Annotated in this window: 22 protein-coding genes and 2 pseudogenes; 12 read left to right on the forward strand and 12 right to left on the reverse strand. The window is 60.1% G+C overall.

The window, feature by feature from the left end:
* Positions 1 to 91: 91 nt before the first annotated feature.
* Together B0G76_RS44050 and B0G76_RS24690 are read left to right on the forward strand one after the other, a co-directional pair.
* Positions 92 to 805, forward strand: coding sequence for a hypothetical protein (locus B0G76_RS44050; RefSeq protein WP_259460711.1), 714 nt, complete (start codon positions 92 to 94; stop codon positions 803 to 805).
* 434 nt (positions 806 to 1,239) lie between these two features.
* Positions 1,240 to 2,520, forward strand: a complete 1,281-nt coding sequence (locus B0G76_RS24690) for a TniQ family protein (RefSeq protein WP_120294852.1) — start codon at positions 1,240 to 1,242, stop codon at positions 2,518 to 2,520.
* Positions 2,521 to 3,077: 557 nt separating this feature from the next.
* Here B0G76_RS24690 and B0G76_RS24695 read toward each other — a convergent pair.
* The 3 genes and pseudogenes from B0G76_RS24695 to B0G76_RS44910 all read right to left on the reverse strand — a co-directional run.
* Positions 3,078 to 3,212 (reverse strand): annotated as a pseudogene (locus B0G76_RS24695) (MFS transporter); the annotation flags it as partial.
* A 196-nt stretch (positions 3,213 to 3,408) separates the two neighbouring features.
* A complete protein-coding gene (locus B0G76_RS24700) occupies positions 3,409 to 4,236 on the reverse strand; it encodes a siderophore-interacting protein (RefSeq protein WP_120294853.1) in 828 nt (275 codons plus the stop codon).
* 82 nt (positions 4,237 to 4,318) lie between these two features.
* A complete protein-coding gene (locus B0G76_RS44910; protein WP_409076727.1) occupies positions 4,319 to 5,341 on the reverse strand; it encodes a PadR family transcriptional regulator in 1,023 nt (340 codons plus the stop codon).
* Positions 5,342 to 6,180: 839 nt separating this feature from the next.
* On the opposite strand from B0G76_RS44910, the gene B0G76_RS24710 reads away from it, so the two are divergent.
* Positions 6,181 to 6,555, forward strand: coding sequence for a Sir2 family NAD-dependent protein deacetylase (locus B0G76_RS24710; protein ID WP_310793963.1), 375 nt, complete (start codon positions 6,181 to 6,183; stop codon positions 6,553 to 6,555).
* Here the strand turns inward: B0G76_RS24710 and B0G76_RS24715 are convergent.
* Entirely contained in the window at positions 6,500 to 7,102 is a 603-nt protein-coding gene (locus B0G76_RS24715; RefSeq protein WP_120296769.1) for a TetR/AcrR family transcriptional regulator, read from the reverse strand. The two genes, B0G76_RS24710 and B0G76_RS24715, sit on opposite strands and share 56 nt — an antisense overlap.
* Positions 7,103 to 7,258: 156 nt before the next feature.
* A complete protein-coding gene (locus B0G76_RS24720; RefSeq protein ID WP_120292536.1) occupies positions 7,259 to 7,459 on the reverse strand; it encodes a hypothetical protein in 201 nt (66 codons plus the stop codon).
* Positions 7,460 to 8,001: 542 nt separating this feature from the next.
* On the opposite strand from B0G76_RS24720, the gene ltrA reads away from it, so the two are divergent.
* Positions 8,002 to 9,321, forward strand: a complete 1,320-nt coding sequence (ltrA, locus tag B0G76_RS24725; protein WP_220700747.1) for a group II intron reverse transcriptase/maturase — start codon at positions 8,002 to 8,004, stop codon at positions 9,319 to 9,321.
* On the opposite strand, the gene B0G76_RS43340 is transcribed toward ltrA, so the two are convergent.
* Together B0G76_RS43340 and B0G76_RS24735 are read right to left on the reverse strand one after the other, a co-directional pair.
* Entirely contained in the window at positions 9,306 to 9,821 is a 516-nt protein-coding gene (locus B0G76_RS43340; protein WP_220700746.1) for a transposase, read from the reverse strand. The two genes, ltrA and B0G76_RS43340, sit on opposite strands and share 16 nt — an antisense overlap.
* On the reverse strand, positions 9,818 to 10,279 hold the full coding sequence (locus B0G76_RS24735; protein WP_259460486.1) for a helix-turn-helix domain-containing protein: 462 nt from the start codon (positions 10,277 to 10,279) through the stop codon (positions 9,818 to 9,820). Before B0G76_RS24735 ends, B0G76_RS43340 begins: the two co-directional genes overlap by 4 nt.
* A gap of 88 nt (positions 10,280 to 10,367) precedes the next feature.
* On the opposite strand from B0G76_RS24735, the gene B0G76_RS24740 reads away from it, so the two are divergent.
* Positions 10,368 to 11,138, forward strand: a complete 771-nt coding sequence (locus B0G76_RS24740; RefSeq protein WP_120296771.1) for an alpha/beta hydrolase — start codon at positions 10,368 to 10,370, stop codon at positions 11,136 to 11,138.
* Between the two features lie 162 nt (positions 11,139 to 11,300).
* Here B0G76_RS24740 and B0G76_RS24745 read toward each other — a convergent pair whose 3' ends face one another.
* The gene (locus B0G76_RS24745) at positions 11,301 to 12,215 is read right to left on the reverse strand and encodes a glutaminase (protein WP_120294854.1); all 915 of its coding nucleotides are present in this window, start codon (positions 12,213 to 12,215) and stop codon (positions 11,301 to 11,303) included.
* Between the two features lie 148 nt (positions 12,216 to 12,363).
* Between B0G76_RS24745 and B0G76_RS24750 the strand changes: the two genes are divergently transcribed.
* Entirely contained in the window at positions 12,364 to 13,116 is a 753-nt protein-coding gene (locus B0G76_RS24750; protein ID WP_120294855.1) for an AraC family transcriptional regulator, read from the forward strand.
* Positions 13,117 to 13,139: 23 nt separating this feature from the next.
* Here B0G76_RS24750 and B0G76_RS24755 read toward each other — a convergent pair whose 3' ends face one another.
* Positions 13,140 to 14,717 (reverse strand): DHA2 family efflux MFS transporter permease subunit, encoded by a 1,578-nt coding sequence (locus tag B0G76_RS24755; RefSeq protein WP_120294856.1) that lies wholly within the window; start codon positions 14,715 to 14,717, stop codon positions 13,140 to 13,142.
* Between the two features lie 302 nt (positions 14,718 to 15,019).
* Here B0G76_RS24755 and B0G76_RS24760 point away from each other — a divergent pair.
* The 3 genes and pseudogenes from B0G76_RS24760 to B0G76_RS24770 all read left to right on the forward strand — a co-directional run bounded on the left by B0G76_RS24760 (position 15,020) and on the right by B0G76_RS24770 (position 18,004).
* A pseudogene (locus B0G76_RS24760) lies at positions 15,020 to 15,680 on the forward strand (alpha/beta hydrolase).
* 190 nt (positions 15,681 to 15,870) lie between these two features.
* Positions 15,871 to 16,923 (forward strand): rod shape-determining protein, encoded by a 1,053-nt coding sequence (locus B0G76_RS24765; protein ID WP_120294857.1) that lies wholly within the window; start codon positions 15,871 to 15,873, stop codon positions 16,921 to 16,923.
* Between the two features lie 295 nt (positions 16,924 to 17,218).
* Entirely contained in the window at positions 17,219 to 18,004 is a 786-nt protein-coding gene (locus B0G76_RS24770; protein WP_120294858.1) for an alpha/beta fold hydrolase, read from the forward strand.
* Positions 18,005 to 18,018: 14 nt separating this feature from the next.
* On the opposite strand, the gene B0G76_RS24775 is transcribed toward B0G76_RS24770, so the two are convergent.
* Positions 18,019 to 18,420: a hypothetical protein gene (locus tag B0G76_RS24775; protein WP_120294859.1), complete on the reverse strand. Its 402-nt coding sequence runs from the start codon at positions 18,418 to 18,420 to the stop codon at positions 18,019 to 18,021.
* Between the two features lie 444 nt (positions 18,421 to 18,864).
* On the opposite strand from B0G76_RS24775, the gene gltA reads away from it, so the two are divergent.
* Complete coding sequence (gene gltA, locus B0G76_RS24780) at positions 18,865 to 20,163, forward strand: citrate synthase (protein ID WP_120294860.1); 1,299 nt, start codon at positions 18,865 to 18,867, stop codon at positions 20,161 to 20,163.
* Positions 20,164 to 21,315: 1,152 nt separating this feature from the next.
* Complete coding sequence (locus tag B0G76_RS24790) at positions 21,316 to 23,595, forward strand: amylo-alpha-1,6-glucosidase (RefSeq protein ID WP_120294861.1); 2,280 nt, start codon at positions 21,316 to 21,318, stop codon at positions 23,593 to 23,595.
* A gap of 106 nt (positions 23,596 to 23,701) precedes the next feature.
* Here the strand turns inward: B0G76_RS24790 and B0G76_RS24795 are convergent, their stop codons facing one another.
* Entirely contained in the window at positions 23,702 to 24,103 is a 402-nt protein-coding gene (locus B0G76_RS24795; protein WP_259460867.1) for an SDR family NAD(P)-dependent oxidoreductase, read from the reverse strand.
* 133 nt (positions 24,104 to 24,236) lie between these two features.
* Here B0G76_RS24795 and B0G76_RS24800 point away from each other — a divergent pair, with 133 nt between their 5' ends.
* Complete coding sequence (locus B0G76_RS24800; RefSeq protein WP_120290289.1) at positions 24,237 to 25,973, forward strand: IS1634 family transposase; 1,737 nt, start codon at positions 24,237 to 24,239, stop codon at positions 25,971 to 25,973.
* Between the two features lie 21 nt (positions 25,974 to 25,994).
* Here B0G76_RS24800 and B0G76_RS24805 read toward each other — a convergent pair whose 3' ends face one another.
* Positions 25,995 to 26,366, reverse strand: a complete 372-nt coding sequence (locus B0G76_RS24805) for an SDR family oxidoreductase (RefSeq protein WP_259460712.1) — start codon at positions 26,364 to 26,366, stop codon at positions 25,995 to 25,997.
* Positions 26,367 to 26,660: the final 294 nt, after the last annotated feature.

Below are 26,660 nucleotides of genomic sequence, written 5' to 3' on the forward strand. Positions count from 1 at the left end.
TAACCGGTGCGGCGCGTGGCTCGGAACTAGGGAAGCCGCCCGTAGCCTCCCGAGTGCTGACCCGTGCGAGGTCAAGGTGTCACGGGCGATCATGAATTTGCTGGCACTGACTGCCGAGTTCGAGAGCGACGGGCATGACGGGCACTCAACCTTGCGGAAGTTGGTGACGGTAAGTGCGGTGCGTGACCTGTTGATCTCGAAGTTTGACATTTCGCCTATAACAGTCTTGGCCTACAGGCGCGTACCGTCGTTGCCTCAACTCTCTGTTCTGGCAACGGTGGCTGCTGTCTCGCGTCAACCGCTTCATCGAGTGATTCTTGGTCAGGTTGAGTCTTGGAGGAGTAGCAGTGACTCCAGTGCGAGAATAGATGTGTCGCCGCGAAATCCACGACGAAACTGGAAGTCAATTGGGCGCAAGTTTGAAAAGCTTGCTATGGACCCCGCATGCACCAACGTGGAAAAAGCCTGCAAGCTGGTTAAGATAGACGAAACTTCAGCACATAGGCATTTTCCGGATTCCGTCGCCCGAATCGCCCAGAGAGGAAAAATTTTCAGACTAGAAAAAGCAGCAGCCCACAAACAGGATATGTTAATGAAAATGCGTGATGCGTTCAGGACGCTAATCGCAGACGGGGTGTATCCGTCGTTCGAGAAAATAGCCAAAATGTCTGGGGTCGACACCAGACACCTCGATCGAGAATGCGTCAAAGACTTGCTCGATGAAGAGTGGAAACGGGCTGAAGGGAAGACCCATCTGACACGCCAAGGCTCTCGAAATCCGAATTTTATCCGGGATGGTTCGTAATCAAGTGTCCGCTGACTGCATGAGCACGCATTAAATAGGAAGGTCTGCGTTTTGAGCCCATGAGATTTTGGTCTTTTATGCGCGCAACGCTTCCATTTCGACGGCATCCAGGTGGTTGGCAGTGACCCTGAATTGTTCCATGTCTACGCTCATGATTTATTTATGCTACAAGGAAACCAGAGATCTTGATATTAATCCTACATGGGCGCTTGTAAGGATTGCAGATCTTCCACGTCTGCTTGATAGCGAGGTGACACCGAGTGCCTTCGCAGAGGCTGACCACAACAGTGTTCAACGAGGATTGAAGGGGCTTGTCTTCCAGGGCTACAAGTCGTAGAACTATTCGTTTCTGGGCGAAACATCCGGACATCGTTTCCCGATGCCTACCATGATTAATATCACGGCGGGCAACATCAGTGTATTAAGAGGGCGGCATGGACATCGAACTTGCAACTGGGGCTGGGGGGCGAGGAGAGCAGCTCAGTAGCCTGGCCCTGAGGTGCGCGGAGCGTCTGTCGGTTCCATTTCGCGATTTTTATCGCGAACTTATTGCGCCGCGCATCTACGAGGGACGCCCGATGCCTGATGGGCAGGGTATCCCGGTGAACGGAACCGTGGACGGGATGCTACAGGCCGCAGCGGCCTGGGCGAAAGCGATGAACTCGCTCTTGAATCGCTCAGATTTGCGGCGTGCGACGCTGTTGCCGTGGCGTCAGACGCTCGCACCGCGAGCCCTGGTCAGAACACACCGTGCATGGTGCCCTATCTGTCTAGACGATTTCTTACGTCACGGAAAGACAGTCTATGAACCCCTTGTGTGGCGTGTCGCGGATGTAGTCGTTTGCCCCCATCACTGCGTACATCTCGAGGTTCAATGTCCGCATTGTGGGCGGGGTCGGCAACCATCATTCGGCGCCTTTACACGAGTAGGTTGCTGTCGCGGATGCGGGAAGTGGCTGGGGAGACTGATTCAGGACGAGTCAACGTCTATCGGTGCGCTGGACATCTTCGTTTCGCGCACCGTTGAAGAGGCGCTGTCGCTGTCCAACGTCAGAGACGACATCGATCTAATCCCCTCGGAAGTGGCAGTGCGCGCGCTACGTGATGTCTTCTTTTATGGATCGTCTGCGCAGATGGGGCGCGCATTGGGAATCTTGCCTTCACAGGTCGTGCATTTTTCCGCCGGTACGTTTCCCGCCCCATTGCATCTGTTCGTTCGCGCAAGTTATGCGACAGGCGCGACCATGGAGCAGATCTTCGTCACTAACAAGTTTGATCTGGAGGGCGGTGCGAGGCGAAAGCCGAGTTTTGAGATTCAGCGATCAGTGTCGCGTCGGTCACAGTTGCGAGCCGATCTTGTGATACGCCTCAACAACGCACTCGCAGATGGTGGAAGGCAGTCGGTCGGTGCTGTAGCGGCAAGCCTGAATATAACAGCGATAACGGTGTGGAGACGCGAGCGCGAGTTGGCATCACGTCTTGCGCAGATGCATGCAGAATTCGTGCGTGGGGAGGCTCGGGCGGAGAAAGCAAGATACCAGGCCAAGGTTATCGCATTCATCACGGCATGTGCGGCACGTGGTATCACTCCCGGCCGAAGGCAAGTCGACGTGGAATGTGGAGGCGTTGGGCGATTTTCGACTGATTGGAAGCGTTCAATAATCAAGGACGCCGTGCGGCAAGTCGCAATGTTGCCGCAAGCCATTGATGAATAGGGGCAAGCCCGAGGACGGATAGACGCCGACGACAGAAGGACAGAGTTGAATCAGGTGGATGGGGAGAGCGGCGAGAAACGATAAGCGCGTTGAAACGTGCGCTGCGTGGCTGCCACTTCGTCGACAGATCCGGGTGGCTGATGCCTTTGATATCCCGCTTGATAACCGCGTTCGCTGTCTCGCCGCAGGTCCGAAACTGCCGGCCCCAAGCGGTTCGCTCCTGATCGCGCTGCATCTGGCTCCTTAGGCCAGCGATCAGATGATGTGGCCCGAAGGTTGTTCTCGATGACGGACCCAGACAGATGCGGGTGGGTCCATTGAGCGCGGCCATCGTGTGTGATCTCGTCGTTAGAGTACAACGAGGCGGCTCCCCTCAGGAAAAACTTAAACGCATTGCCTTCACACGAAGCGACAAAGCTCCGCATTAGTGAAAGTTTAATGAAAAATTTTGGTAATGCTTGACGCACCTCACTGGTGCAACTCGGGCCCGGCTACGTGTTTTGACCGCAAAAAGGAAGCAGTTAACTTCAAAGTTAAAGTTTTATGGTTCCCGTACCAGGTGTAATGCTGAATGCGTGCATGATCTGCGGGCCGAGCGGCATCATCACCATGAAGTCCATGATGATGGTGAACTGCGTCAGCGCAAGCAGCCATAGCAAACGACGCTCGTGCTTTGTGCTAATTGAATACATCGGTTAATTCCTTGTTGTTGTTTGAAGCACGGCGCTTGTAGTGGCTCACGCATCTGGCAGGGCTCATCTGGCCAACGCGGTTCACGCATTCCCGCATGGCCTCAGCATTTCGCGCGGCTCATGCAGCCCCTGTAGCTCACACGGCTCACGCCGCTCGCCCGACGCACGCAGTTCCTTGCGCATACGCTGCAGACGCTCAATCGTCGAGCGATTCGTGTACCGCTTCGGCACCCTGTTTCCAGTAGCTGGCCGCGCGAATGCGCGACTTATCGACGCCACGTTCCGTGCACAGGTGGTAGCGCACCGCACGCATCGTCGCGGATTCGCCGGCGGCCCATACGTAGCCTTCACCGTCTTCGGGCAAGTAGATTTCGCGTACCGCTTGCAGCAAGGCCTCGCCGCGATAGTCCGATTCGTTGCGATGGCGCCAGACGACATGCAGTTCGGCCTGCGTCGCGAATTCGATCTGTGCCGACGGATTGGCCACCTCGATCACCGCCGCGACGCGTGTGCCCGCAGGCAACTCTTCGAGGCGGCGAGCAATGGCCGGCAGCGCGGTGTCGTCGCCGATCAGCAGATGCCAGTCGAAGCCAGTCGGTATCACCAGCGAGCCGCGCGGGCCGCCAATGCCGAGATACTGGCCCACCTTGGCTTGTGCAGCCCACATTGCAGCCGGGCCGGCCTCGTGCATGGCGAACTCGATGTCCAGTTCACGCGCTTCAGCGTCGAAGCGGCGTGGCGTGAAATCGCGGGCAATCGGCCGCGGCTGGCCGGCGGGAAACACGGGACCGTCGGGGCCGGCTTCCGGCAGCACGGGTTTGTCGGCGCCGGGTTCGGGGAAGAACACCTTGATGTGATCGTCGAACGAAGCGGAGACGAAGTCGTGCAGATCCCCGCCCGTGAAAGTGACGCGAATCAGATGCGGGGTTAGCGAGCGCACCGCTTTGACCTGCAACAGACGGAACTTCAGCGGATGCCGTACGCGATAGACCGTCAGATCGGCCCGGTTGTCATTTGTCAGCATAAGGGCGCCACTCCTGTTGGTTTGATGGGCACGCGAAGGGGCTCACGGCCACCTTCGCATGCGAGTGTCGGATAGCGCGATCTCAAGCGGCCGGCTTGCTGCCTCGATCACCGCCTTGATCGCTGCCGGGATTGCCTTTGCCTTCGATTTCGTTCGCCGCGCGCATCAGGATCGCGGCGATGCGGCGTTGTTCGGCCGCCGGCGCGTTGTCACGGCGCAGGAGCGCATGCTTCAGCGCGCGGCGTGCTTCGTTCAGCTCGGGCAGCCAGCCGCCTTCGCTGATGTCGGCCGGCTCTTCACCCGCAAACGCGCGGCGCACGGAATCCATCTTGCGGGCGATATGCGCCATTTTTGCGAGCATCAATTCGACGCGGTCGCGGTTTGCGGCCAGGTACTCGCGACCCGTTTCCGACAGTTCGTAACGCTTGCGATTGCCTTCGAGTTGCACGGTCACGTAGCCGAGTTCTTCCAGATACGTGAGCGCCGGATAGATCATCCCCGGACTCGGGCTGTAGAAACCGTTCGAACGCGTCTCGAGCGCTTTGATCAGCTCGTAACCGTGGCTCGGCTGTGTGTCGATCATCGAGAGCAGCAGCAATTGCAGATCGTCGGAGCTGAATTTGCGGCCGCGCGGAAAACCGTCGCCGTCGCCACCGAAGCCGCTCGGGCCGCCACCGCCGAAGCGCCCGCTACGGCCACCGCCGCGATGGTCATCATGGCGGCCGATGGCGTGCCACAGTGCGTGAAGCGAGAAGCGGTCGTGGCCGTGATGGCCGAAGAGGTGGCCGTGACCGAAGCCGTCGCGGTCGTCGCGACCGCCATGCCCGCGTTCGTCGTCTTGGAATTCGTGCCGGCCGCCATCGTTGCCGCGCTCGTGGCCTCGGAACTCGTGTCGCCCGTCACGGCCACGCTCGTTGTCATGAAACTCGTGCCAATCGCCGCGTCCACCATGACGGCGTTCAAAACCTTCACCGCCGCGCTCGCCGCGGAGCTCGTAATGACGGGCGAACACATGCCAAAGCGCATGCAACGACGGGCGATCTTGCCCTGCGAAAAAACCTTCGTCCGCGCCACGCGAACGGGAAAAACGATGGTGATGACGCATCTTGGGTACTCCCATTTATATCTTAAGATGTGTTGTAAGATATATATCTAAAGATAGTTTGTCAAACTTATTTTTGTATCTATGGGCAGACATCAAAGTCTGCGGGAAGCGGAAAAGGGGCGTTCAGAGACAACAAAGTCTGCGGCAACACGAATTTTCGTTGTGCGACGCACAATTTTTAAGGGGGGGATTGGCCTGCATTGCGTCCTGCGAAGACGCGAGTTGCCAGTGCACAAGGCTGTACCATGATCGCAAAGTGCGAACGTGTTCTCGTGCCGCGGATTGTTCCAATCGGGTGGGAACTCAGTCAGAAGTGTGCGAACGGGTACTCCGGCGCTTTGCAATAGATCGCGCATTAAAGCGCCGTCAGTTAGTCGGAGATTTCAGGGCGGAAGGATGACTCCTGTGGGCTAAGGATGTTTGCCTCGTTCAAGTTTGCCGCTTCGCTGATCGCCACAACTCGAAAACGTGCTGCTAACTCCAGCGCTTCGAGCCAAAACAAGACTTTTCCAACACAATCTAGCCTTTTACGGGCGGGCGGCAAATTTGATACGCTTGCTCAAGCGATAACCGCACCGGATCATTGTTGCCCCCGGAGCGCACATGCATGGGTAAATTCCGACCACCGCGAAGCAATGGTTCAATCGTAGAAGAGCTGATTCATGGACGAAGTCGAGAAATTGAAGCGTGCGGTTTCGTGGATCCGCGAGGCGGACGGTTTGCTCATCACTGCGGGTGCGGGTATGGGAGTGGACTCGGGTCTGCCGGACTTTCGAGGAGCAGAAGGGTTTTAGCGGTCTTATCCGGCGTTGCGAATGCATCAACTGACCTTCCAGGATATGGCGAATCCACGCACACTCGTCAAATCCCCGACTCTATCGTGGGGCTTCTATGGTCACCGGCTTCAACTCTATCGGCGCACCGTACCCCACAACGACTTTCAGGTACTTCTTCGCTGGGCGGAAAACATGCCGCGTGGCGCAGCCGTTTTCACGAGCAATGTTGATGGTCAGTTTCAAAAAGCAGGGTTCCGCGACGATGTCGTCGCGGAATGCCATGGCTCTATCCACATGCTGCAGTGCTCGGAAGTGTGTACTGACGCGATATGGTCTTCGGATACTTTTGAACCTGTCATAGACGAAGCGGATTGCCGCTTGCTCAATACCCTGCCAACCTGTCCGCATTCACGAGTCTTTCGACTGCGGCTTCGGTGACGTCCTTAAATAGCGCGACGTTGCCATAAGCCCGCGCCGCGAGCATTGCACCGTAGACTACTGACACGAGCGTGGCCGCCTCGGTTTGAACCGACGAACCCAGTTTGATAAGGTCGTTTTTCACGCCTGACTCGAGCACCTGCTCAAGCCACGCAGTGAGGTTATCGAAAAACGGTTTCACCTCGTTCGCCACTTCCTCGGGCAGCGACGGGAGTTCAACACCGAGCATGCCGGCAACGCAGAACGGAGCACTATCGTCCGCAATGCAGCGTTCCCAATGGCCGATGTAGGCACGCAACTGCGCAAGAGGGTCGGCACCGCTGGCCTGAAGTGCCGCCATGTCGTCGTCAAACACTGCCCGCCACTCTTTCAACACCGCGATCACGAGATCTGTTTTCGAGGGAAAGTGGTGATGAATGCTCGCCTTACGAATATTGATTGCGTCGGCGACGTCGGCATAGCTAAACCCGCTATAGCCGCGACGTATGAGAAGTTGCCGTCCCGCTTCAATGATCCTGTTCGCGGTAACGTCCCCAGTTGCTGTCATTTTGCCTACCATCTAGTCGGTTGAATACTCGGCAGTCTACGCGGAGCGGCTACCGAATTCCAGCCTTGAAGATTTTCTTGCGTTTTAGCCATCCTACTAGTAGGATGGCTGCATCGACGAGGGAATTACTCTGTGTCGACTTCTCTAGTTAAGTGTTCACGAAAATCTGATTTGAAAATCTGAGCCGAATCCGTCGAGCAGTTTTTTGACCTCGGCATCGATGGTTTCCTTGGTCCAGGTGACGAAGCCGCGCCAGTGATACTTGGCGTGCTTCCAGAGGATTTCGATGAGATTCAGTTCGGTAGCGCCAGGCGAAGCCTGGGATTGGAGGAAGTGTGTATTGCGGAAACCAGTCATTGGAATCCAGAGGGTTCGACTCCCTCCCGGTAAAGGCTAGCCACCAGCCGGAAGCGAGCCTTGCATGCGAGTGCGGTGACGCACTACTTGAAGCGTAGGCAGCAGGTACCGAAGCCATGTGATTGAGCCTCGAGATAATCAACTGTTGGTGTCTTCACTTTCCGAACACTGGGGACAGCACTGTGCGAGCCGTAATGGTGAGGCTCGCCAGACCGACCGGGGTCCGAGAGCAGGGCAAAGGTGCGAGGATGGATTCCCCAGGAACCTGGGAGGTCCTGTGTTCGACCGATCTTGTAGGGCCCTGAGGCACGGGGCGATATAAACCGGGCCACACCTTGCGGGGCTCTCCGCCGCAAGGAGCAAAACGAGGAGAGGAAGGATTGGAGCGAGCAAGCGAATCCATAAGCGACCTCGTATTCGGCACAGGAAGTCTTAGCGCCTTCATAGTACTGATGACGCCGGGGAACGCCGCTCGGGCGGACCCGGTCGAGGAAAGGGAGGCGTCGTTGTACAGAATCGTTCATGAGAAACACGGAGGAACATTGAAGCCTGAAAGCGTGTCAACGAAACAGGAACGAATAGCCGAGCTGGCGAGAAACAACCCGGCGATGACATTGACCACCTTGGCCCATCACATCGACTATGAATGGGTCAGGTATGCATACGACTGCACGCGCAAGGATGGCGCGGTGGGAGTCGACGGTCAGACCGGAGAAGATTACGCTGCCAATCTGGAGCAGAATCTGACCAGCCTGATCGACCGGCTCAAATCGGGCAGCTACCGTGCGCCGCCGGTTCGCCGTCATTACATCGACAAGGCAGATGGCAGCGGTCAACGCGGTCTTGGAATTCCTTCTTTTGAGGACAAGGTGGCACAGCGTGCCATCGTTCTGCTGATGGAGCCGGTCTATGAGATCGACTTTAGCGACAGTTCCTTCGGCTACCGCCGTGGACGCAGCGCGCACGACGCGCTGCAAGCGATCAGAAGCGGGATCACCAAGAATGGTGGGCGATGGGTGTTAGATGTGGATGTTCGGAAATTCTTCGACAGCATCTCGCACGCAAAACTGAGGGAGTTTTTAGCCCGACGGGTCACTGACGGGATAGTCAGAAGGCTGATCGATAAGTGGTTGAAGGCGGGTGTAATGGAAGGTGGACAGTTGTCCTTTTCCGAAACGGGCGCGCCTCAAGGCGGTGTTGCTTCCCCATTGTTATCCAATGTATTCCTGCACTATGTGCTCGACGAATGGTTCAGCAATGAGGTGCAGCCACGCTTGAGAGGGCCGAGCACGCTGGTGCGTTTCGCGGATGACTTTGTCATGCTATTTGCATATAAGGATGACGCGCAGCGAGTGCTGGAGGTGCTGGGTAAGCGGCTTGGGAAATACGGGCTGGAGCTTCACCCGGACAAGACCGCCATGGTCGATTTCCGCTACAGGCCGAAGTCTGCGAAGGAAGAGGACGATAAGGCGCTAGCGACGAGTTTTAACTTCCTCGGGTTCACGCATGTCTGGGTGAAATCGAGGAAGGGAGGGCCGATGCCAGGGCAACTGACGGCCAAGGATCGCTTGGCTCGCGCCCTGAAGGAGATCAACCAGCAGTGTCGCGCCATGCGGCACTGGCCGATCAGGGATCAGCATCAGAAGCTCGGCAGGATGCTCAAGGGGCATTACGCCTACTTTGGCATCAGCGGTAACGCCAAGCGCATCGGGAGGCTAAGATATTTCGCCGCCCACTGTTGGCGCAAGTGGCTATCGAGCAGATCGTCCAAAAGCACCATTCCATGGGCCGCATTCAAAGAGATACTCACGAGGTTTCCCTTGCCACCCGCTCGAATTGTGCACTGCTATACCCATAAATAAGTGAGCGAATCTGTGCAATGAAGAACCGGATGCCTTAATTGGGCTCGTCCGGATCTGTGAGGGATGGGGGCGGTAACGTCCCCGTCTACTCGGAGGCTGTAGGGCGGCAGATAGAACAGCACCATGCGATGTTCGAGAAACCATCGGTCGATTGTTTCCTGATCGATGTTGTGATGGATCGAGGCGTTGTCGAGCACCACTACGGTCGTCAGACCGGGCGTGCTTTTCCGCGCGATCTGCTCAAGGAATTGCACGACATCGGGGCGTTTGATCGTGGTCTTGCTGGTGTGATACGTCAGCAGGTTGGCGCCGAAATCCAGTGCACCAAGGACGGAGCGTTTGCAGTGCGGTTGCGGGAACACACGATGCGGTTCGCCGATGGGCGACCAGCCGCGCTGCACCGGGGGCGAAGCACTGAACCCCGATTGATCGAAGTAGAACAGCTGGCACGCACCGTCGAGTGCGGCCTGCTGTAGCTTCGCGAGGGTGGAGGCCTTCACGGCGAACTCCTCGGGGTTACGCTTTTTTTGAGCGAATAGCGACCACGCTTGTAGGAAAACCCCGCTCGTTTGAGCGCAGTCGACAAGGTATCCAGGCGGCAGGGAAACGGCACACCATGAGCTTCTTCAACGCGCTGCGCAATCTGTCTGAGCGTCATCAATTCGGCGCTGGCCGCCTCGATGGCGGTGGCGATCATGGCTTCAGACAACGAACGGGGACGTCCGCCTTTATGACCGACCAGCAGCCCACATATGCCGGATTCCCGCCACGCGCGCGCCCAGTTGTAGACCGACTGCCCGCTCACGCTGAGCTGCGCAGCCACTTCAGTCAGTTTGATCTTGCGGCCGAGCATCATCACGCCCGCGGCCCGGATGCGCATGTCGCGATGCTGGTGGTTCAACGACATCTGTTGCAAGGTCTTTTCCTCGGCTTCGCTCAGCTCTACAACACACTTCATCTGGACTCCGGCGCAATGGGTTCGCCGAAGTTAACAAAATTCAAACGCGTTTACCAGCAACACTTACCTGACTTTTTGGAGCATGAAAATGAAGACTTCCTCATACGTAAGCCGTGTCGCCGCCGCACTCGCTCTCTCCGCCGCGGCCTTGGGATCACACGCAGCGGTTGCTGCACCCGTCAAAAACATCGTCCTGGTGCATGGCTTTTTCGCCGACGGCTCGGGCTGGCAGGCGGTGTCGAAAATCCTGACGCGCGACGGCTACAAGGTCTCCGTCGTGCAAGAGCCGGAAACTTCGTTCGAAGATGACGTGAAGGCGACCACGCGAGTGGTCGATGCGCAGGACGGTCCGAGCATCCTCGTCGGCCACAGCTACGGTGGCGCGGTGGTGACCGAGGCCGGCAACGACGCGAAGGTGGCTGGCCTGGTTTATGTGGCTGCGTTTCAGCCCGATGCCGGCGAAAGCCCGATGGATCTGACAAAAAAAATGCCGCCCGCGACCAAGGCGATCAAGGCAACCGCAGACGGCTACCTGTATCTCGACCAGGCCCAGTTCCATACGGATTTTGCCGCCGACGTACCCGCCGCCGAAGCAAAGTTCATGGCGATCTCGCAGGTGATGCCGGCTGCCCAGTCGTTTGGCGTGCCGATCACAAACCCGGCATGGAAAACGAAGCCGAGTTGGGCAGTCGTGGCGACGGCAGACCGCGCAATCAATCCCGATCTCGAACGCTTCATGACGAAGCGCGCCGGGAGCACGACCGTCGAGATCAACTCGAGTCACGTGGCCTATATTTCGCATCCGGCCGAAGTGGCGAAGCTGATCGAGCAAGCCGCAGCAAAGTCCAGCAAGGAATGATTGAACGCGATACGCCGTCTGAGATCGTGGTGATTGTCAGGCGGCGTTCGCGGCGGTCTCACGGTGAACGTTGTCATCGCAAACCATGCGCCTGCGGGGCACGACACCCACTGACTTCCGTCGATATCCAGTCGGACCAGTCAGTTACCCGCATCGGCGGTATTAAAAAATCGACTGCCCGGTAAGTGTGGTCAGCCATTCCAATGCCTTCACCCCCGCCAGCGAATTGCCATTGCTATCGAGCCCCGGCGACCACACGCACACCGCCATCTCGCCCGGCAGCACCGCGACAATGCCGCCACCCACGCCGCTCTTCGCCGGCAGGCCGACCCGGTAGACGAAATCGCCCGCCGCGTCATAGGTGCCGCAGGTCAGCATCAGCGCGGAAAGCCGCTTGGCGGAGCTCGTGTCGAGAATCCGCTCGCCGGTGGCGGGCACCACCCCATGATTGGTCAGAAACAGCGCCGCCTTCGCCAGCTCGACGCAGCTCATTGAAATCGCGCACTGCCGGCAATACGCGTCGACCACCACTTCCGGCGGCATCTCCATGTTGCCGAAGCTCGCCATGAAATGCGCCATCGCACGGTTGCGGTGAGCGTGCTGCAACTCCGACTGCGCAACGCGCGAATCGTAGTCGATGCTGATTTCGCCTGTGAGCCGCCGCATGAACTCGACCAGCGCTGTTTCGGCCTGCACGAAACGGCGGCACAACACGTCGGTGACGACGAGCGCGCCCGCGTTGATGAACGGATTGCGCGGCTTGCCCTGTTCGGCTTCGAGCTGGACCAGCGAATTGAAGGCGTTGCCGGACGGCTCGCGTCCCACGCGCTGCCAGAGTTCGTCGCCGAGTAGCCGGAACGCCATGGTGCAGGCGAACAGCTTGGAAATACTCTGGATGGAAAAGCGCGTGTCGGCGGCGCCGGTGCGGAACACTTCGCCGGAGGCCGTGACGATCGCCATGCCGAAACTGTCGGCGGGCACATTCGCGAGTTCAGGAATGTAATCGGCGACCTTGCCGGTGCCCAGATAAGGCTGAAGATCGCGATGAATCTGTTCGAGGATGGATGCGTAGTTCATTGGGCTCGGACCGTTTGAAGCCGCGATTCTACTGGCAACCTGGCGCAAATTGTTCGTACAACAAGACCTGCCCGGCTCGAACAGCGTCTCGCCAAGGCTATGCTAATCTTGCGATGTTTCTTACAACAACCGGGCAAAACGGACATTCATGACGCAAGCCTTCGATCCGGACAATGTCGCGCGTCCGGTATTCGCGGTCGACGAGCGTTACGACGCATTGGACGAGCCGTGGCGCGCCTATCGCCGCGCGCGCTTGATCCACGTGAGCGCCGGCGTGTTGACCGTGCGCACCGAAACCGGGCGATGGGTCGTGCCGCCGGGTCACGCGCTCTGGCTGATGGCGAACGTGCAGCATTACCTGTCGGCCGCCGAGCCGGTGCGATTCCATTCGCTGTATGCCGATGCAGATACTGCGCCGCTGCCTTCGCAAAGCGTCGCGCTGGCGCTCGACCGTCTGGCGGAAGCGTTGCTGAGTGCCGCAGCCGAACTGCCGCTCGACAAACCGTTCGACCCGCCCGCTGAGCGCCTTCTGCAAGTCTTGCTGGACCGCCTGTCTGGATTACCCACCGTGCCTCTCGCGCTGCACTGGCCGCGCGATCCGCGAATTCAGCGGATCGCTGACGCGTTGAACGCCAATCCGGCGGAACCGGCTGTGCTCGACGATCTGGCTCAGGCCGCGGGCGTGACCGCGCGCACGGCGGCGCGCCTTTTCGTCAAGGAGACCGGGCAGACCTTCGGCCAGTGGCGGCAGCAGCTGCGGCTGCTGGTTGCACTGGAGCGCCTCGGCGCCGGGGCGAGCGTCACGCACGTGGCGCTCGAAGTCGGCTACAACGACGTGTCTTCGTTTATTGCGGTGTTCCGCGACGCCTTCGGCGACACGCCAGCGCGCTATTTCCGCTGACGCCGCGCCGAAACACACCGCGATCAGTGCGCGCCCGCCGAGCTCGCTCCGCCGCCGCCCTTGGCCGGCTTGGTAATCCAGATCAACGGAATGATCAGGATGAAAATGATCGCCGACACATAGAAGATGTCGTTCAGGCCCATCATCGCGGCCTGGGTATTCACCGTGAAGTCGAACAGTGCATGCGCGGATTGCGGATTCAGTTGCAGCAACGACTGGGTCGAATCGATCTGCTGGGTGAACACCGGGTTGTTGATGGTGGCCTGCTCGGTCAGCCGTTCATGGTGCAGCACCGTGCGGTTATTCCACTCGTTGCCGGCGATCGACGTGCCCACCGCACCGCAAAACACCCGCACAAAATTCGACAGGCCGGCGGCCGCCGGAATCTTGCTCGGCGGCTGCCCCGACAGAATGATCGCCGTCAGCGGCACGAAGAACAGCGCCATCGGAATACCTTGCAGCAGGGTGGGGAGCACGAGGTGCCACGTGTCGATTTCGATCACGTACTTCGAGCGCATATAAAACACGATCGCAAAGCCGATAAACGCGAGAGTCGCGATGATGCGCGCGTCCGAGCGCGGCAGTACGCGGCCCATCACCGGCGCGAGCAGCACCGCGAAGACGCCGAGCGGCGCGGTAACGAGACCGGCATCCACGGAGCGGTAGTTCAGATACTCCTGCATCCATTGCGGCAGCAGCACCAGGTTGCCGAAGAACACGCCGTACGCCACTGAAATCGCAATGGTGCCGCCGAGAAAATTGCGTTGCTGGAAGAGGCGCAAATCGACGATCGGATTCTCCTCGGTCAGCTCCCACACGAGGAAAAACGCAAAACTGATCAGCGCGGTGATGCCGAGAATCACGACTACCGGCGACGAAAACCAGTCGAGGTCCTTGCCCTTGTCGAGCATGATCTGCAGCGACGCGACCCACGTAATCAGCAGGCCCAGCCCGACCACGTCGATGGGCGGCTTGCGGGTTGCGGACTCGCGAGTGCGATAGATCATCCACGTGACGCCGGCCGCGAAAATGCCGACCGGAATGTTGATGTAGAAGATCCACGACCAGCTATAACTATCCGTGATCCAGCCGCCAAGCGCGGGGCCCGCGATCGGGCCGACAGTGGCGGTCATGGCCCATAACGCGAGCGCGGTCGACGATTTCTCCTTGGGATACGAGCCGAGCAGAATCGCTTGCGAGAGTGGAATCAGCGGGCCGGCCACCGCGCCCTGGAAGATCCGCGCGACTAGCAGGATCGGCAGCGTGGGCGCAATGCCGCATAACCACGAGGCCAGCACGAACATCAGAATCGCGCCGACGAACAGCTTGACCTGGCCGATGCGTTGCGTGAGCCAGCCGGTCAGCGGAATCGAGACGGCATTGGCCGCGGCAAACACCGTGATGACCCACGTGCCTTCGTCGACCGAGACACCGAGGTTGCCCGAAATCGTTGGGATCGCAACGTTCGCAATGGACGTGTCGAGCACGTTCATGAAGGTGGCGAGCGCGACGGCGATAGTCGCCAGAACCAGTTTGCCGCCTTGTAGCGGCGGCGGTGGTGCGGGCGGCGCGGCAGCAGGTGCTGAAGGCGGCTGGCTCAAGACGATTCTCCGGATTGCAATGCGACGGATGGTCTACGCGGTGCTTGATTCTCGGCCCGGGCAATGAGCCGGTCGGTCGGATGCTCGCAAAAGCATACCTGTATTCACGTTCTGGCGTCGTCGAGCCATGCAGGTCCTGCGGCGCAAACCCATCCGGCAGCGTATGCTCGCGGCTGAGGCTGCATCGCGCTTCGCGAAGCGACGTGAGGTGTTGTGACAAGACAGCAGTGCGTTGCGTCGTGATTGGCGATGCATGCGGAAACACGAATCGAAAAAGCAGCGACTACGGAGAGGAGTTGAATATGGCCTGGGAGCAATTCGAACACGGCTGGCGGCGCGCGCCGGCGACAATGCCAGCCAGGGCGTTGGTGGTGCTGATGCACGGCGTAGGCAGCAATGCGCGGGATCTGATGCCGCTCGCGGACATTTGGAGCGAGAGCCTGCCGGACGTGGCGTTCACGTCGCTCGACGGCACCGAAGCCTTCGACGGCGGCTTCGGCGGACGCCAGTGGTTCAGTCTGCGCGACGTCAACGAGAGCAATCGCGAGGTGCGCGTCGAGGCTGCTTATCCGGCGTTGCGGCGCATGCTCGGGGTGGAAACTCGCGCACTGGCAGCTTCCTTTCGATCGCCTTGCATTGGTCGGTTTCTCGCAGGGTTCGATCATGGCGATGCATCACGTCGCGACCAGCGTGGAAGGCGCTGCTGCCGTCGTCGCGTATTCGGGGCGGCTCGCGTCGGCGATCGTGGCGCAGAACGGCATACCGCTCACGCTCGTGCATGGCGAAGACGACGAAGTGATCCCGGTGCAGGAGCTGGAATCTGCTGCGGATGCGTTCAGCAACGCCGGCTATACGGTCGACGCCTACGCGTTGCCCGGCATTGGTCACACGATTAACGCAGACGGCGTCGAGCTCGGCAAACAGGCGCTGGAGCGCGCACTCGGCGCTTTGTCGCGCGACTGATACGGTCGAGATTAAAAAGTGGCCCTAAAGATTCTGATTTGCTTGCCGTTAACTGCTCATTAGCATGAAAATCACCCCGCCGCGCGGATCGCGCAACGCCCATCCAGGCGTGCCAAGCGGTTCGGGTGACCGGGGGCGCATTTTCCAGACTGCCCGGCAAGGGCGGATAACGACACACCAGAGCCTTCCTATGGCCAGACCGACGCCGCATTACCCGCTTTTCGATCGACTGTTCCGTCATTCCGTGGCGGTGGACCTCGGCACGGCCAATACCCTTATCTATACCGACAACGGCGGCATCGTCCTGAACGAGCCGTCCGTCGTGGCGTTTCAGAAAGAGTCCGCCGCCGGGCAAAAACGTGTGACGGCAGTGGGCGCCGAAGCGCGCCAGCTGCTCGGCCGCGCACCCAACAACGTCGAAGCCGTGCGGCCGATGCGGCACGGCGTGATCGCCAATTTTTCCGCTGCCGAACAGATGATCCGGCAATTCGTCGACATGGCGCGCCCGCGGCCGCTGTTCAGCCGACGCGCCGCGTTCACCCTGTGCGTGCCTGAAGGCGCAACCCAGGTCGAGCGTCGCGCGATCAGGGAAGCCGCGGTGGCGGCCGGTGCGTGGAAGGTCAGTCTGATCGGCGAGTCGCTGGCGTCGGCGGTCGGTGCGGGTCTGCCGGTATCGGAGGCGGTTGGCTCGATGGTGGTGGACATCGGCGGCGGCACGACCGAAGTCGGCGTGATCTCGCTCGGCGGTCTCGCGTATAGCGGCTCGATCCGCGTGGGCGGCGACAGTTTTGACATGGCGATCGTCAGCTACGTGCGTAGTCTGTATGGCGTGCTGCTTGGCGAGCAAACCGCCGAACACGTCAAGAAGGGCATCGGCTCGGCCGTGCGCGACGTGCCGGTCGAGCATATGAACGCGACCGGTCGCAGCGTCGACGACGGTTTGCCGCGCACGGTTCAGTTAAGCAACCACGATATCGCCGATGCGATCGAGGGTCCGCTGCGTCAGGTGATCGGCGCCGTGAAACGCGCGCTTGAAACGGCGCCGGCCGAACTGGTGACCGATATCGCGCACAGCGGCATCGTGCTGACCGGTGGCGGCGCGCTGCTGGGCAATCTGGGGCGACGCCTGACTAACGAACTCGGACTCGAGGTCCACGTCGCCGATGAACCGCTCACATGCGCGGTGCGAGGGGCGGGCGCGGCGGCCGCCGCGGGTTTGCTCGACGACAGCGCCTACGAATGATTTGATGCGGGGACGTCGCGCATGCGCCGCCAGGCAGCGATCGCGCGACGCACGCCGAAGTCGATACACACACTGAACAGCCTTCGGCGCATATTCAATGGCTGTGTGACAATACCTTCCGCATCCCAATTTTAGGGACGCGAACACGTTTTCCTCTTCGAATCCATTTTTAGCCGGCACCATTGATGGTTTCAGCCGTTGCCGCGCTGCCCGTAAACCACCCGTGAATCAATCCGTTTCCGCTTCGTCTTCTCCCGCATCCCCGTCCTTTATCGCGCTGCATAGCGGCCTACGCATGCCCTATGTGGAAGCCGGGGAGGGTGAACTGCTGTTGTTCGTGCATGGCTCGCTGTGCGATTACCGCTATTGGCAGCCGCAACTCGCGGGACTGTCCGCTAAATATCGCTGCGTCTCGGTGAGTCTCACGCATTACTGGCCGGTGACGGATACCGGGCCCGATCGGCCGTTCAGTTGGAGCGAACATGCGGACGACGTGGCCGAATTCATCGATCGTTTCGGTGCCGGGCCGGCTCATGTGGTGGGTCATTCGCGCGGCGGCTGCGTGGCATTCCATTTCGCGCGGCGCCATCCGCAGTACGTGCGCACGCTCACGCTTGCCGACCCGGGAGGCCCGTTGCAGATTGCCGGGCGAGCGCCCGCGAGTTTGCCGGAGACCGTCAACGCATTGCGCGCGAAGGCCGCGCAACTGATCGAAACAGGGGAGGTGGAAGCAGGCTTGCAGCTGTTCGTCGATTCGGTGAGCCGTCCCGGTTTCTGGGCGATGAGCACGCCGGGCTTTCGCAGGATGGCGACCGACAACGCGCACACGCTCGCGCGTCAATTCCGCGACCCGTTGCCCGCCTACGTGCCTGAGCAGGCGGCCGAGGTGCGCTGCCCGGTGCTCCTGATCGACGGCGAAAAGAGTCCCGACATGTTCCGCCGTACTGCCACGGCGCTGCAAACATGGCTGCCGGATGCGCGCCGGGAAACGGTGCGTGGCGCTTCGCATGGGATGAATCTCGCGCATCCGGCCGCGTTCAACCGCTACGTCGACGAGTTCATTCGCTCAGTGGACGTTTGAATCGCCGAGGCTGTTCAGCCCTTGCGATGCGCGTCTTTGTCGAGCTCACGTTCCGCAGCTTCGCCGACGAGGCCGTGGTAGTACAGATGCACGCCGATCGCGAGCGAGTCGTTGCGAATTTCGTGGAACGCTTTCCATGCCTTCACGGGGTCTTTGAACAGCAGATAGTGCGCTTCCTGCGCGATCAGATCCGCGACTTCATGCAGGCCATGGCCGTGCAACACATCCACGAGCGTATCGAGACTGCGATGGGTGCGCGCGTCGGTACGCGGGTAAAGCATATGCAGCACTGCCACGTCTTGCGTCTTCAGCGCCGCGGACAACGCAACGACGATGTCCTGATGATTCAACGCGGTGACGATGTTCTCTTCGTTGTGGACGTGATCCGGAAACAGTGTTTCGAGCGAGGCGTTCATCTGGTCCTTCCTGTTCTTCTGGCTGATTAAAAAGGCCCGCCGAAAGACGGCGGGCCAAAGACAGCGATGTGTTCGCAGGGGAAGCAAAACACGGATTCAGTATCGCAGAGCCGCGTTGCTTGTGCAGCTTGCCTACCGCAAAACATTGTTGCAGCAAGCGTGCTAACTTTCGTTGAACTGGCAACGCGGGTCTGCGTACACGGTGTCTTGTCGTGCGGGGGTTCTTCCGCTGACTTCCACAGATTTCCGCGTATTTCAGGCGCTGACGCCCATCTTTACGGTAACGAATGTTGCGCCAGTCGAGATGGATTGTTGCCGTCAATCGACGCAATCAACACCCCTTCGGACCGTAGAATGCGAAGCGGAGCCTGAGCATGCCAAGCGGTGATCCGATGATCGAGCATGCCGGCATGTGTGCGATGTGAAAGTAAAAGGAACGGGTAGATGAATTCGAAGACACACGCAACGCTGAGCTTTTCCGACAGCGATCAGACGATTGATTTGCCTGTTTATCAGGGCACGCTTGGGCCGGATGTCATCGATATCCGCAAGCTGTATGGCCAGACCGGCAAGTTCACGTACGACCCGGGTTTCATGTCCACGGCGGCATGCAATTCCGAAATCACGTATATCGACGGTGACAAAGGCGAGCTGCTGTATCGCGGTTATCCGATCGACAATCTGGCGCAAAACGCCGACTTCCTTGAAACGTGTTATTTGCTGCTGAAGGGCGAATTGCCGAATGCGCAGCAGAAGGAAGAGTTCGTCACCACGGTTACGCAGCACACGATGGTGCATGAGCAGATGCATTTCTTCTTCCGCGGTTTCCGCCGTGACGCGCATCCGATGGCGATTCTAGTGGCGGCGGTTGGCGCGCTTTCGGCGTTCTATCACGACTCGCTCGACATCAATAATCCGCAGCACCGCGACGTATCCGCGATTCGCATGATCGCGAAGCTGCCGACGCTGGTCGCGATGGCGTACAAGTACACCGTTGGCCAGCCGTTCGTTTATCCGAAGAACGACCTGTCATATAGCGCGAATTTCATGCGGATGATGTTCGCCAATCCGGCGGAAGAGTACGAGGTCAACGACGTGCTGGTGCGCGCGCTGGATCGCATTCTGATTTTGCATGCGGATCACGAGCAGAATGCGTCGACGTCGACGGTGCGTTTGGCCGGTTCGTCGGGTGCGAATCCGTTTGCGTGTATTGCAGCGGGCATTGCGTGTTTGTGGGGGCCGGCGCACGGTGGTGCGAATGAGGCTGCGTTGAACATGCTGGAGGAGATTGGCTCGGTCGACAATATTCCTGAGTTCATTGAGAAGGTGAAGGACAAGAATTCCGGTGTGAAGTTGATGGGTTTTGGTCACCGTGTTTACAAGAACTACGATCCGCGTGCGAAGCTGATGCGTGAGACTTGCCATGAGGTGCTGGAAGAGCTGGGGTTGCATGATGACCCGCTGTTCAAGCTTGCGATGGCGCTCGAGAAGATTGCTCTTGAGGACGAGTATTTCGTTTCGCGTAAGTTGTATCCGAATGTCGATTTTTATTCGGGGATCGTGCAGCGGGCGTTGGGTATTCCTACAGCGATGTTTACGTGTATCTTCGCGATGGCGCGTACGGTGGGGTGGATTGCGCAGTGGAATGAAATGATTGCGGATCCGGAGCAGAAGATTGGGCGGCCGCGGCAGTTGTTTGTCGGTGAGACGCAGCGGGAGGCTTTGCCGCTGGCTAAACGATAAGGGTTTCATTGCGCAGCGCTTGTTTGTCTGTATGCCTGCGGCGGTGGGCTTTCTTGATGTGTTTGCCTGCGCGGCGTTTTGGGGTTGTTCGCCTTGGGGCGTTGGCCTTTCCTTGCTTTGTTAGTGGTCTATTAGCGTTGCCCCTGTGCGGGGCGGCACCTACTTCTCTTTGCCTGCCGCAAAGAGAGTAGGCAAGAGAAAGCGGCTCACACCGCTAATTCTTAAGCGGGTCCCCCGCGCAGCCACGGTAGTGGTGCATCTGGAATCCGTGCCCTCGCACATTCAGCTCCGGTGACAAGGCAGTCATACTTCCGGCGGCGCTGCGCGCGCCGACGCTTACTTCATCGAACCATCGGTTCGGTTTCGTGCGAATTTCACTCGCCGCTCCGGCTCTCCGTTGTATCCCTCACGTTTCTCCAATGCGGCGCCGCTTCTTTCGAAGTGCGAATTCACACGTGCTTGCGCTGCTACGGCTTGTCCCGCTCGGAGCGCGGGGCGGCGCGTCGCGAAGCAGATGTATTTTTTTTTGCATCTCGCCGCGGCGATGGGGGCGATCGCCTCGGATCTCAACTGAAGTCCCGAGTTTGCCGTGCAGACTCGTCCGCGCCGAGGTGACGCCGACAGCTCTCACCACGCGAACCTGAAGCTCTTGGTTTCCCATGCATACCCATCCGCGACGCACGCAGTGCGGAGTGGGAGCGAATGAGCCCTTAGTCACTCACGCCGAATGTGCGAGAACACAGATTCCAGATGCACCACTACCGTGGCTGCGCGGGGGACCCGCTTAAGAGTTAGCGGTTTGAGCCGCTTTCTCTTGCCTCTTTGCGGCGGCAAAGAGAAGTGAGTGCCGCCCCGCACAGGGGCAACGCTAATAGACCACTAACAAAACAAGGAAAGGCCAACACCGCAGGCCTACAGACACCAACCCCCGCGCACGGAACAAAACCCCCGCCTGCACGTCCCATGCCAAAACCAAAAAATTCGAAACTCCCCTGTGATAAGTTCGTCTGACGCAAACAGACCCTCTACAATCGGAAGCAACCGACCGGCAACGGCCAGCACGCAGCACCGAAACCGAAAACCCCCGCGAAAGCGGAAAGCAAAAGCGAAAGCAACAGCAACAGCAACAGCGAACCCATAGGAGCGACCCTGATGCAGCAGCCAGAAGCCCTCGGCGGCCTGTCCCACTCGAGCGGAATCGACCACCGCGAACCCGAGCAGGACGGCGCATTCATCCCGACGGAAAACCTCAACGTCGCGAGCGCTACCCAGCATGTGCTGAAATCCGGCGACACCTTCATCGTCAACGATCCCCTCGGCGATATCACCGGCCACGACGACGGCCTGTTCGTCAACGACACCCGCGTTCTCTCCGCATTGCGCCTCACCTTCGGCGGCCGCGCGCCCTCGCTGCTGTCAGGCAGCGTCAGCAGCGACAACACGTCGTTCACCGCGCATCTGACCAATCGTCCCCTGCCGCCGCTAGGCGGTGACAGCACTCCGGAAGGCGTGATCCACGTCGAACGTGTGCGCGTGCTCTCGGGCACCGTGCTCAACGAAGCCATCGAACTCACCAACTACGGCACGAGCGATGCAGTCGTGCCGCTGTCCATCTCCTTCGCCAGCGATTTCCGCGACATGTTCGAAGTGCGCGGCCTCAAGCGCGATAAACAGGGCCGTGTCGAACCGGCGCGCGTCGAGAACCGCGAAGTGTTGCTCGGCTATATCGGTCTCGATGACGTGGCGCGTAATGTGCAGATCGCGTTCTCGCCGGAACCGGACAAGCTCTTCGCCGATCGCGCGGACTACACGGTCAAACTGCCCGCGCAAGCGTGCGTTTCGATCTATCTGTCTGTCTCGGTGCAAGTGATCGCGCAGCCCAACAAACCGGCCGCGGGTGTCGCACAACCCACGCACGCGATGAGCGAAGCCCATCTGTCGCAAATCGATGCGGAACGCCCGCGCGTCGGCCGCGCCGCAGTGCGCGCCGCGATGGTCGACGCCCACCTGGTGATGCGCGAACGGCGCCGCGTCACGGCGCGCGTGCGTTCGAGCAATCCGCTCTTTAACGCATGGATCGAGCGTTCGCTGGCCGATCTGGGTCTGCTGACCACCGATCTCGCCACAGGGCCGTACCCCTACGCCGGCATTCCGTGGTTTTCAACGCCGTTCGGCCGCGATGCGATCATCACGTCGTTACAGACGCTGTGGCTGCAACCGAATCTGGCCGCGGGCGTGCTGCGCTTTCTCGCCGAACATCAGGCGCGCGAGAATTCGCCGTTTCGCGACGCCGCACCCGGCAAGATCATGCACGAGATGCGCAAGGGCGAAATGGCCGCCACCGGTGAAGTGCCGTTCGCGCTGTACTACGGCGGCGTCGACAGCACGCCGCTGTTCATCGTACTGGCCGGCGCCTATGCGGCACGCACGGCAGACCTCGCGCTGATCGACGAATTGTGGCCGGCGCTGGAGCGTGCGGCGCAGTGGGTTGCGGGCGTGTGCGACAAGAATCGCTATGGGCTGCTGGACTATCAGCGCGAGTCCGATGGCGGTCTCGCCAATCAAGGCTGGAAGGACAGCCACGATTCGGTTTTCCACGCCGACGGCCGGTTCCCCGACGGCCCGATTGCGCTCGTCGAAGTGCAGGCGTACGCGAGTGCCGCCTTCGACACGATGGCTCACTTTGCCAAGCTGCGCGGTCTGCACGATCAGGCAAAGCAGTACAGCGAGCGCGCGAAGAAAATCCGTCAGTGCGTCGAAGAAAAGTACTGGATGGAAGAGTCCGGTTTCTACGGCATCGCGCTCGACGGCCACGGCGAACTGTGCCGTGTAATGGCGTCGAATGCGGGCCACCTGCTGGCCTTCGGTCTGCCCTCGCGCGAGCGTGGCGAAGCCGTGGTGCATGCGCTCGACTCCACGCTGTTTCATACCGGCTGGGGCGTGCGTACACTGGCCGCGAGCCAGGCGCGCTTCAACCCGATGGCGTATCACAACGGCTCGGTCTGGCCGCATGACAACGCACTCTGCGCGCGCGGCCTGTCACGCTATGGCGGCAAGGCGGCGGCCGTGCGGCTGTTGCAGGCGCTGTTCCAGGCGGCGGTCAACTTCGACATGCGCCTGCCCGAACTGTTCTGCGGTTTCCCGCGGCGCCGGGGCGAGCCACCCACCGCCTATCCGGTCGCCTGTCTGCCGCAAGCGTGGGCGGCGGGCTCGCCGTTCATGATGCTCGAAGCCTGTTTGGGCATCACGATCGACGCGGAGCGGCGCGAAGTCGTGATCGAGCAGCCCATGCTACCCGAGGGCATCGACTGGCTCGAAGTCGGCGATCTGAAAGTAGGCGATTCTTCGGTGTCGATCACGTTCCGGCGGATCGGCGAGAAGGTGGTTGCGTCGGCCGAGCAGGGCGACGTGCGGGTGGTCGCGCTTCTCTAGACACATGGACCACACGGGCGTCGGATTGCAAATCAAAGTGGCCCAAGCCGAAGCGGGCCATATCCGCTATGGGCAAACGATAGCGGTCCGACGAACGCCTCACGTGCTAAAACTTTTCGACCCACGGCCGCAGTTCAACCTCCCATGCCCACGCGCTACGGTGCTGCTTGTGAATATGCAGGTATTCATTGGCGATGGCGTCGGGGTCCAACCAATTGTCGCTAACGCCGCCGTCTGATTGCGGACGGCCGCTTGCGATGCCGCCGTCGATCACGAAATGCGCCACATGAATGTTCTTTGGGGCGAGCTCGCGCGCCATACATTGCGTCATTCCTCGCAACGCGAATTTGCCCATCGCAAATGGCGTCGAGCCAGGTAGCCCTTTCACACTTGCGGTTGCGCCGGTCAGGAGGATCGTGCCGTTGCCGCGCGCCAGCATTCGAATGGCTGCTGCCTGGGCGACGAGAAAGCCACCGACGGCGGTCACTTTAAGCCGAAGTTCCCCCATCCACCCAAGCCACCAAGCGGGTGCAAGCCCCCGTGTTTCAAGGCATCCGCGCTTTCGAAGCCCTTCCTGTGGATTACAAAATGTAGTCACTAAAATTTCTTGAAATCTACGCAATATTACCTATATTTGTTCTATGGCAAGCAGGACTGGAACCGCTCACGTCGTCACCACAACGCGCACTTACAAGGGCACGGTGTACCGCACGCACCTGCTGCGACGTAGCTACCGCGAGGACGGCAAGGTCAAGAACGAGACGCTGGGCAACCTCTCGCATCTGCCCGAGCCGCTGATCGAGATCATTCGGCGCTCGCTGCAGGGCGAGACGTTCGTCCCGCTGGGCCAGGCGTTCGAAGTCACCGGCTCCCTCGCTCACGGCCATGTGCAGGCCGTTGAGTTGGCGATGCAGCGCCTGGACTTCGCGTCGCTGCTGGGCAGCAAGCCCTCACCTGAGCGCGAACGGGTGCTGGCGATGGTGGCCGCGCGCATCGTGGCGCCGCACACAAAGCTGGCCACCACGCGCTGGTGGCACACCACCACGCTGGCGACGGACTTCGGCGTGGCCGACGCGAACGAGGACGATCTGTACGCGGCGATGGACTGGCTGCTCGCGCGCCAGGACGCGATCCAGAAGAAGCTCGCCGCGCGGCATTTGAGCGCCGGCGGCCTGGTGCTGTACGACCTGAGTTCGAGCTACTTCGAGGGCACCACCTGCCCGCTGGCCCGGCTGGGCCACAACCGCGACGGCAAGAAGGGACTGCTGCAGGTCAATTACGGACTGCTCACCGATGCGCGGGGCTGCCCGGTAGCGGTGTCGGTGTATGAAGGCAACGTGGCCGACAGCAGCACCTTCCTGCCCGAGGTGCAGCGCCTGCGCGAGAGCTTCGGCGTCGGGCAGCTGGTGATGGTCGGCGATCGCGGCATGATCTCCAGCAAGGCCATCGACGAGCTGCGCGAGACGCAGGGCATCGACTGGATCACGGCCTTGAAGAGTGCATCGATCCGCGCACTGGTCGAGCAGGGCCAACTGCAGCTGGGGCTGTTCGATGAGCACAACCTCATGGAGATCGCCTCGCCGGAGTATCCCGGCGAGCGGCTGGTGGCGTGTCGCAATCCGCAGCTCGCGACGCTGCGAGCGCACAAGCGGCAGGACCTGCTCGCTGCTACCGAAAAGAACCTGCAGCAGATCAAGGAACGCGTGGAAGCGGGCAGACTCAAGGGCGCCGATGCGATTGGGCTGCGCGTGGGCAAGGTGGTCAACCAGTACAAGGTGGCCAAACACTTTGAACTGCAGATCAGCGACGGGAGCTTCTCGTTTACGCGCAAGCACGAGGCGATCGCCGCGGAGGCCGCGCTGGACGGCATCTACATCATCCGTACTTCGGTCGAGGCCACGCGCATGGAGGCGGCCGAGTGCGTGCGCAACTACAAGGCGCTGGCCAACGTCGAGCGGGCCTTCCGCAGCCTCAAGACGGTGGACCTGAAGGTGCGCCCAATCCACCATCGCACGGCTGCTCGGGTGCGCGCGCACATTCTGCTGTGCATGCTCGCCTACTACGTGGAATGGCACATGCTCGAAGCCTGGCGCGAACTGATGTTCGCCGACACCGACCTGGCGGCCAAGGCCACGCGCGACCCGGTGGCGCCGGCGCAGCGCTCGCAGCAGGCGCAGGAGAAGGTGGTGAGTCGCACCGTGGCGGATGGCTCGCCCGTCCACAGCTTCTCCACGCTGATGGCCGAGCTGGGCAGCATTGTGCGCAACACCTGCCGCACACCAGGAGCTGGCCCCGAGGCGCCGACGTTCGACATCATCACCACGCCCAATGTGACGCAGCGTCACGCACTCGATCTGATCAGACAGATCCACCCGTAGACAGAAACCGGATCTCCGAATTTATGCCGGTGCCTGTGGCACGGGGGCAAACTCGCCCGGCCAATACTGGAACTTCGGTTTAAGCGCGTCCTCGAGTTTCTCCGGGTCGATGTCTTCAACTGCCGCGCGATAGCGGCCACTCGCGTTGTACACAACGAGGTCAGGAGCACCGAACCTTTGTTCAACGTTTTCAAAAAGTGCGGTGACCTGGTCCGCTCGACTGGCGTCACAACTTAAGGCCAGAGCGCCTGTCTCGTCGACGAGATCCGTCAGCTTGCTGGTATCGCGGGCAGCGAGCACCACCTGCATTCCTTCCGCGGCAAACAGGCGCGCGAGGGAGGTACTCAGTCCCTTTCCTGAACCCACAATCAGTGCCGTCTTTGTTCGATTCATAGTTCCTCCGGATTCAACAGCGGCCAGGATTTCAGTGGCCAGGATTTTGGCGCGCAACTCCGCGTGAGTTTGCGGCCACACTGTCCACATTACGGATAGCAGGTCTTCATCGTAAGCCTTTCCAGACGGGGATTGCCACTTACGTCGTCTATCTCCACATCCGCGATGGCTGCAAGGAACGCCATTGTTTGGCCTTTTGCAATTGTGATTTCACGCTATCGGCATAGAAAAAAGATAGGTACCGCCTAAACTGAATCCTGTCAGCGGCGCGCGTCTCACCCGACTCGTGGCGCT

It is taken from the genome of Paraburkholderia sp. BL23I1N1 (assembly GCF_003610295.1).
GTDB lineage: Bacteria > Pseudomonadota > Gammaproteobacteria > Burkholderiales > Burkholderiaceae > Paraburkholderia.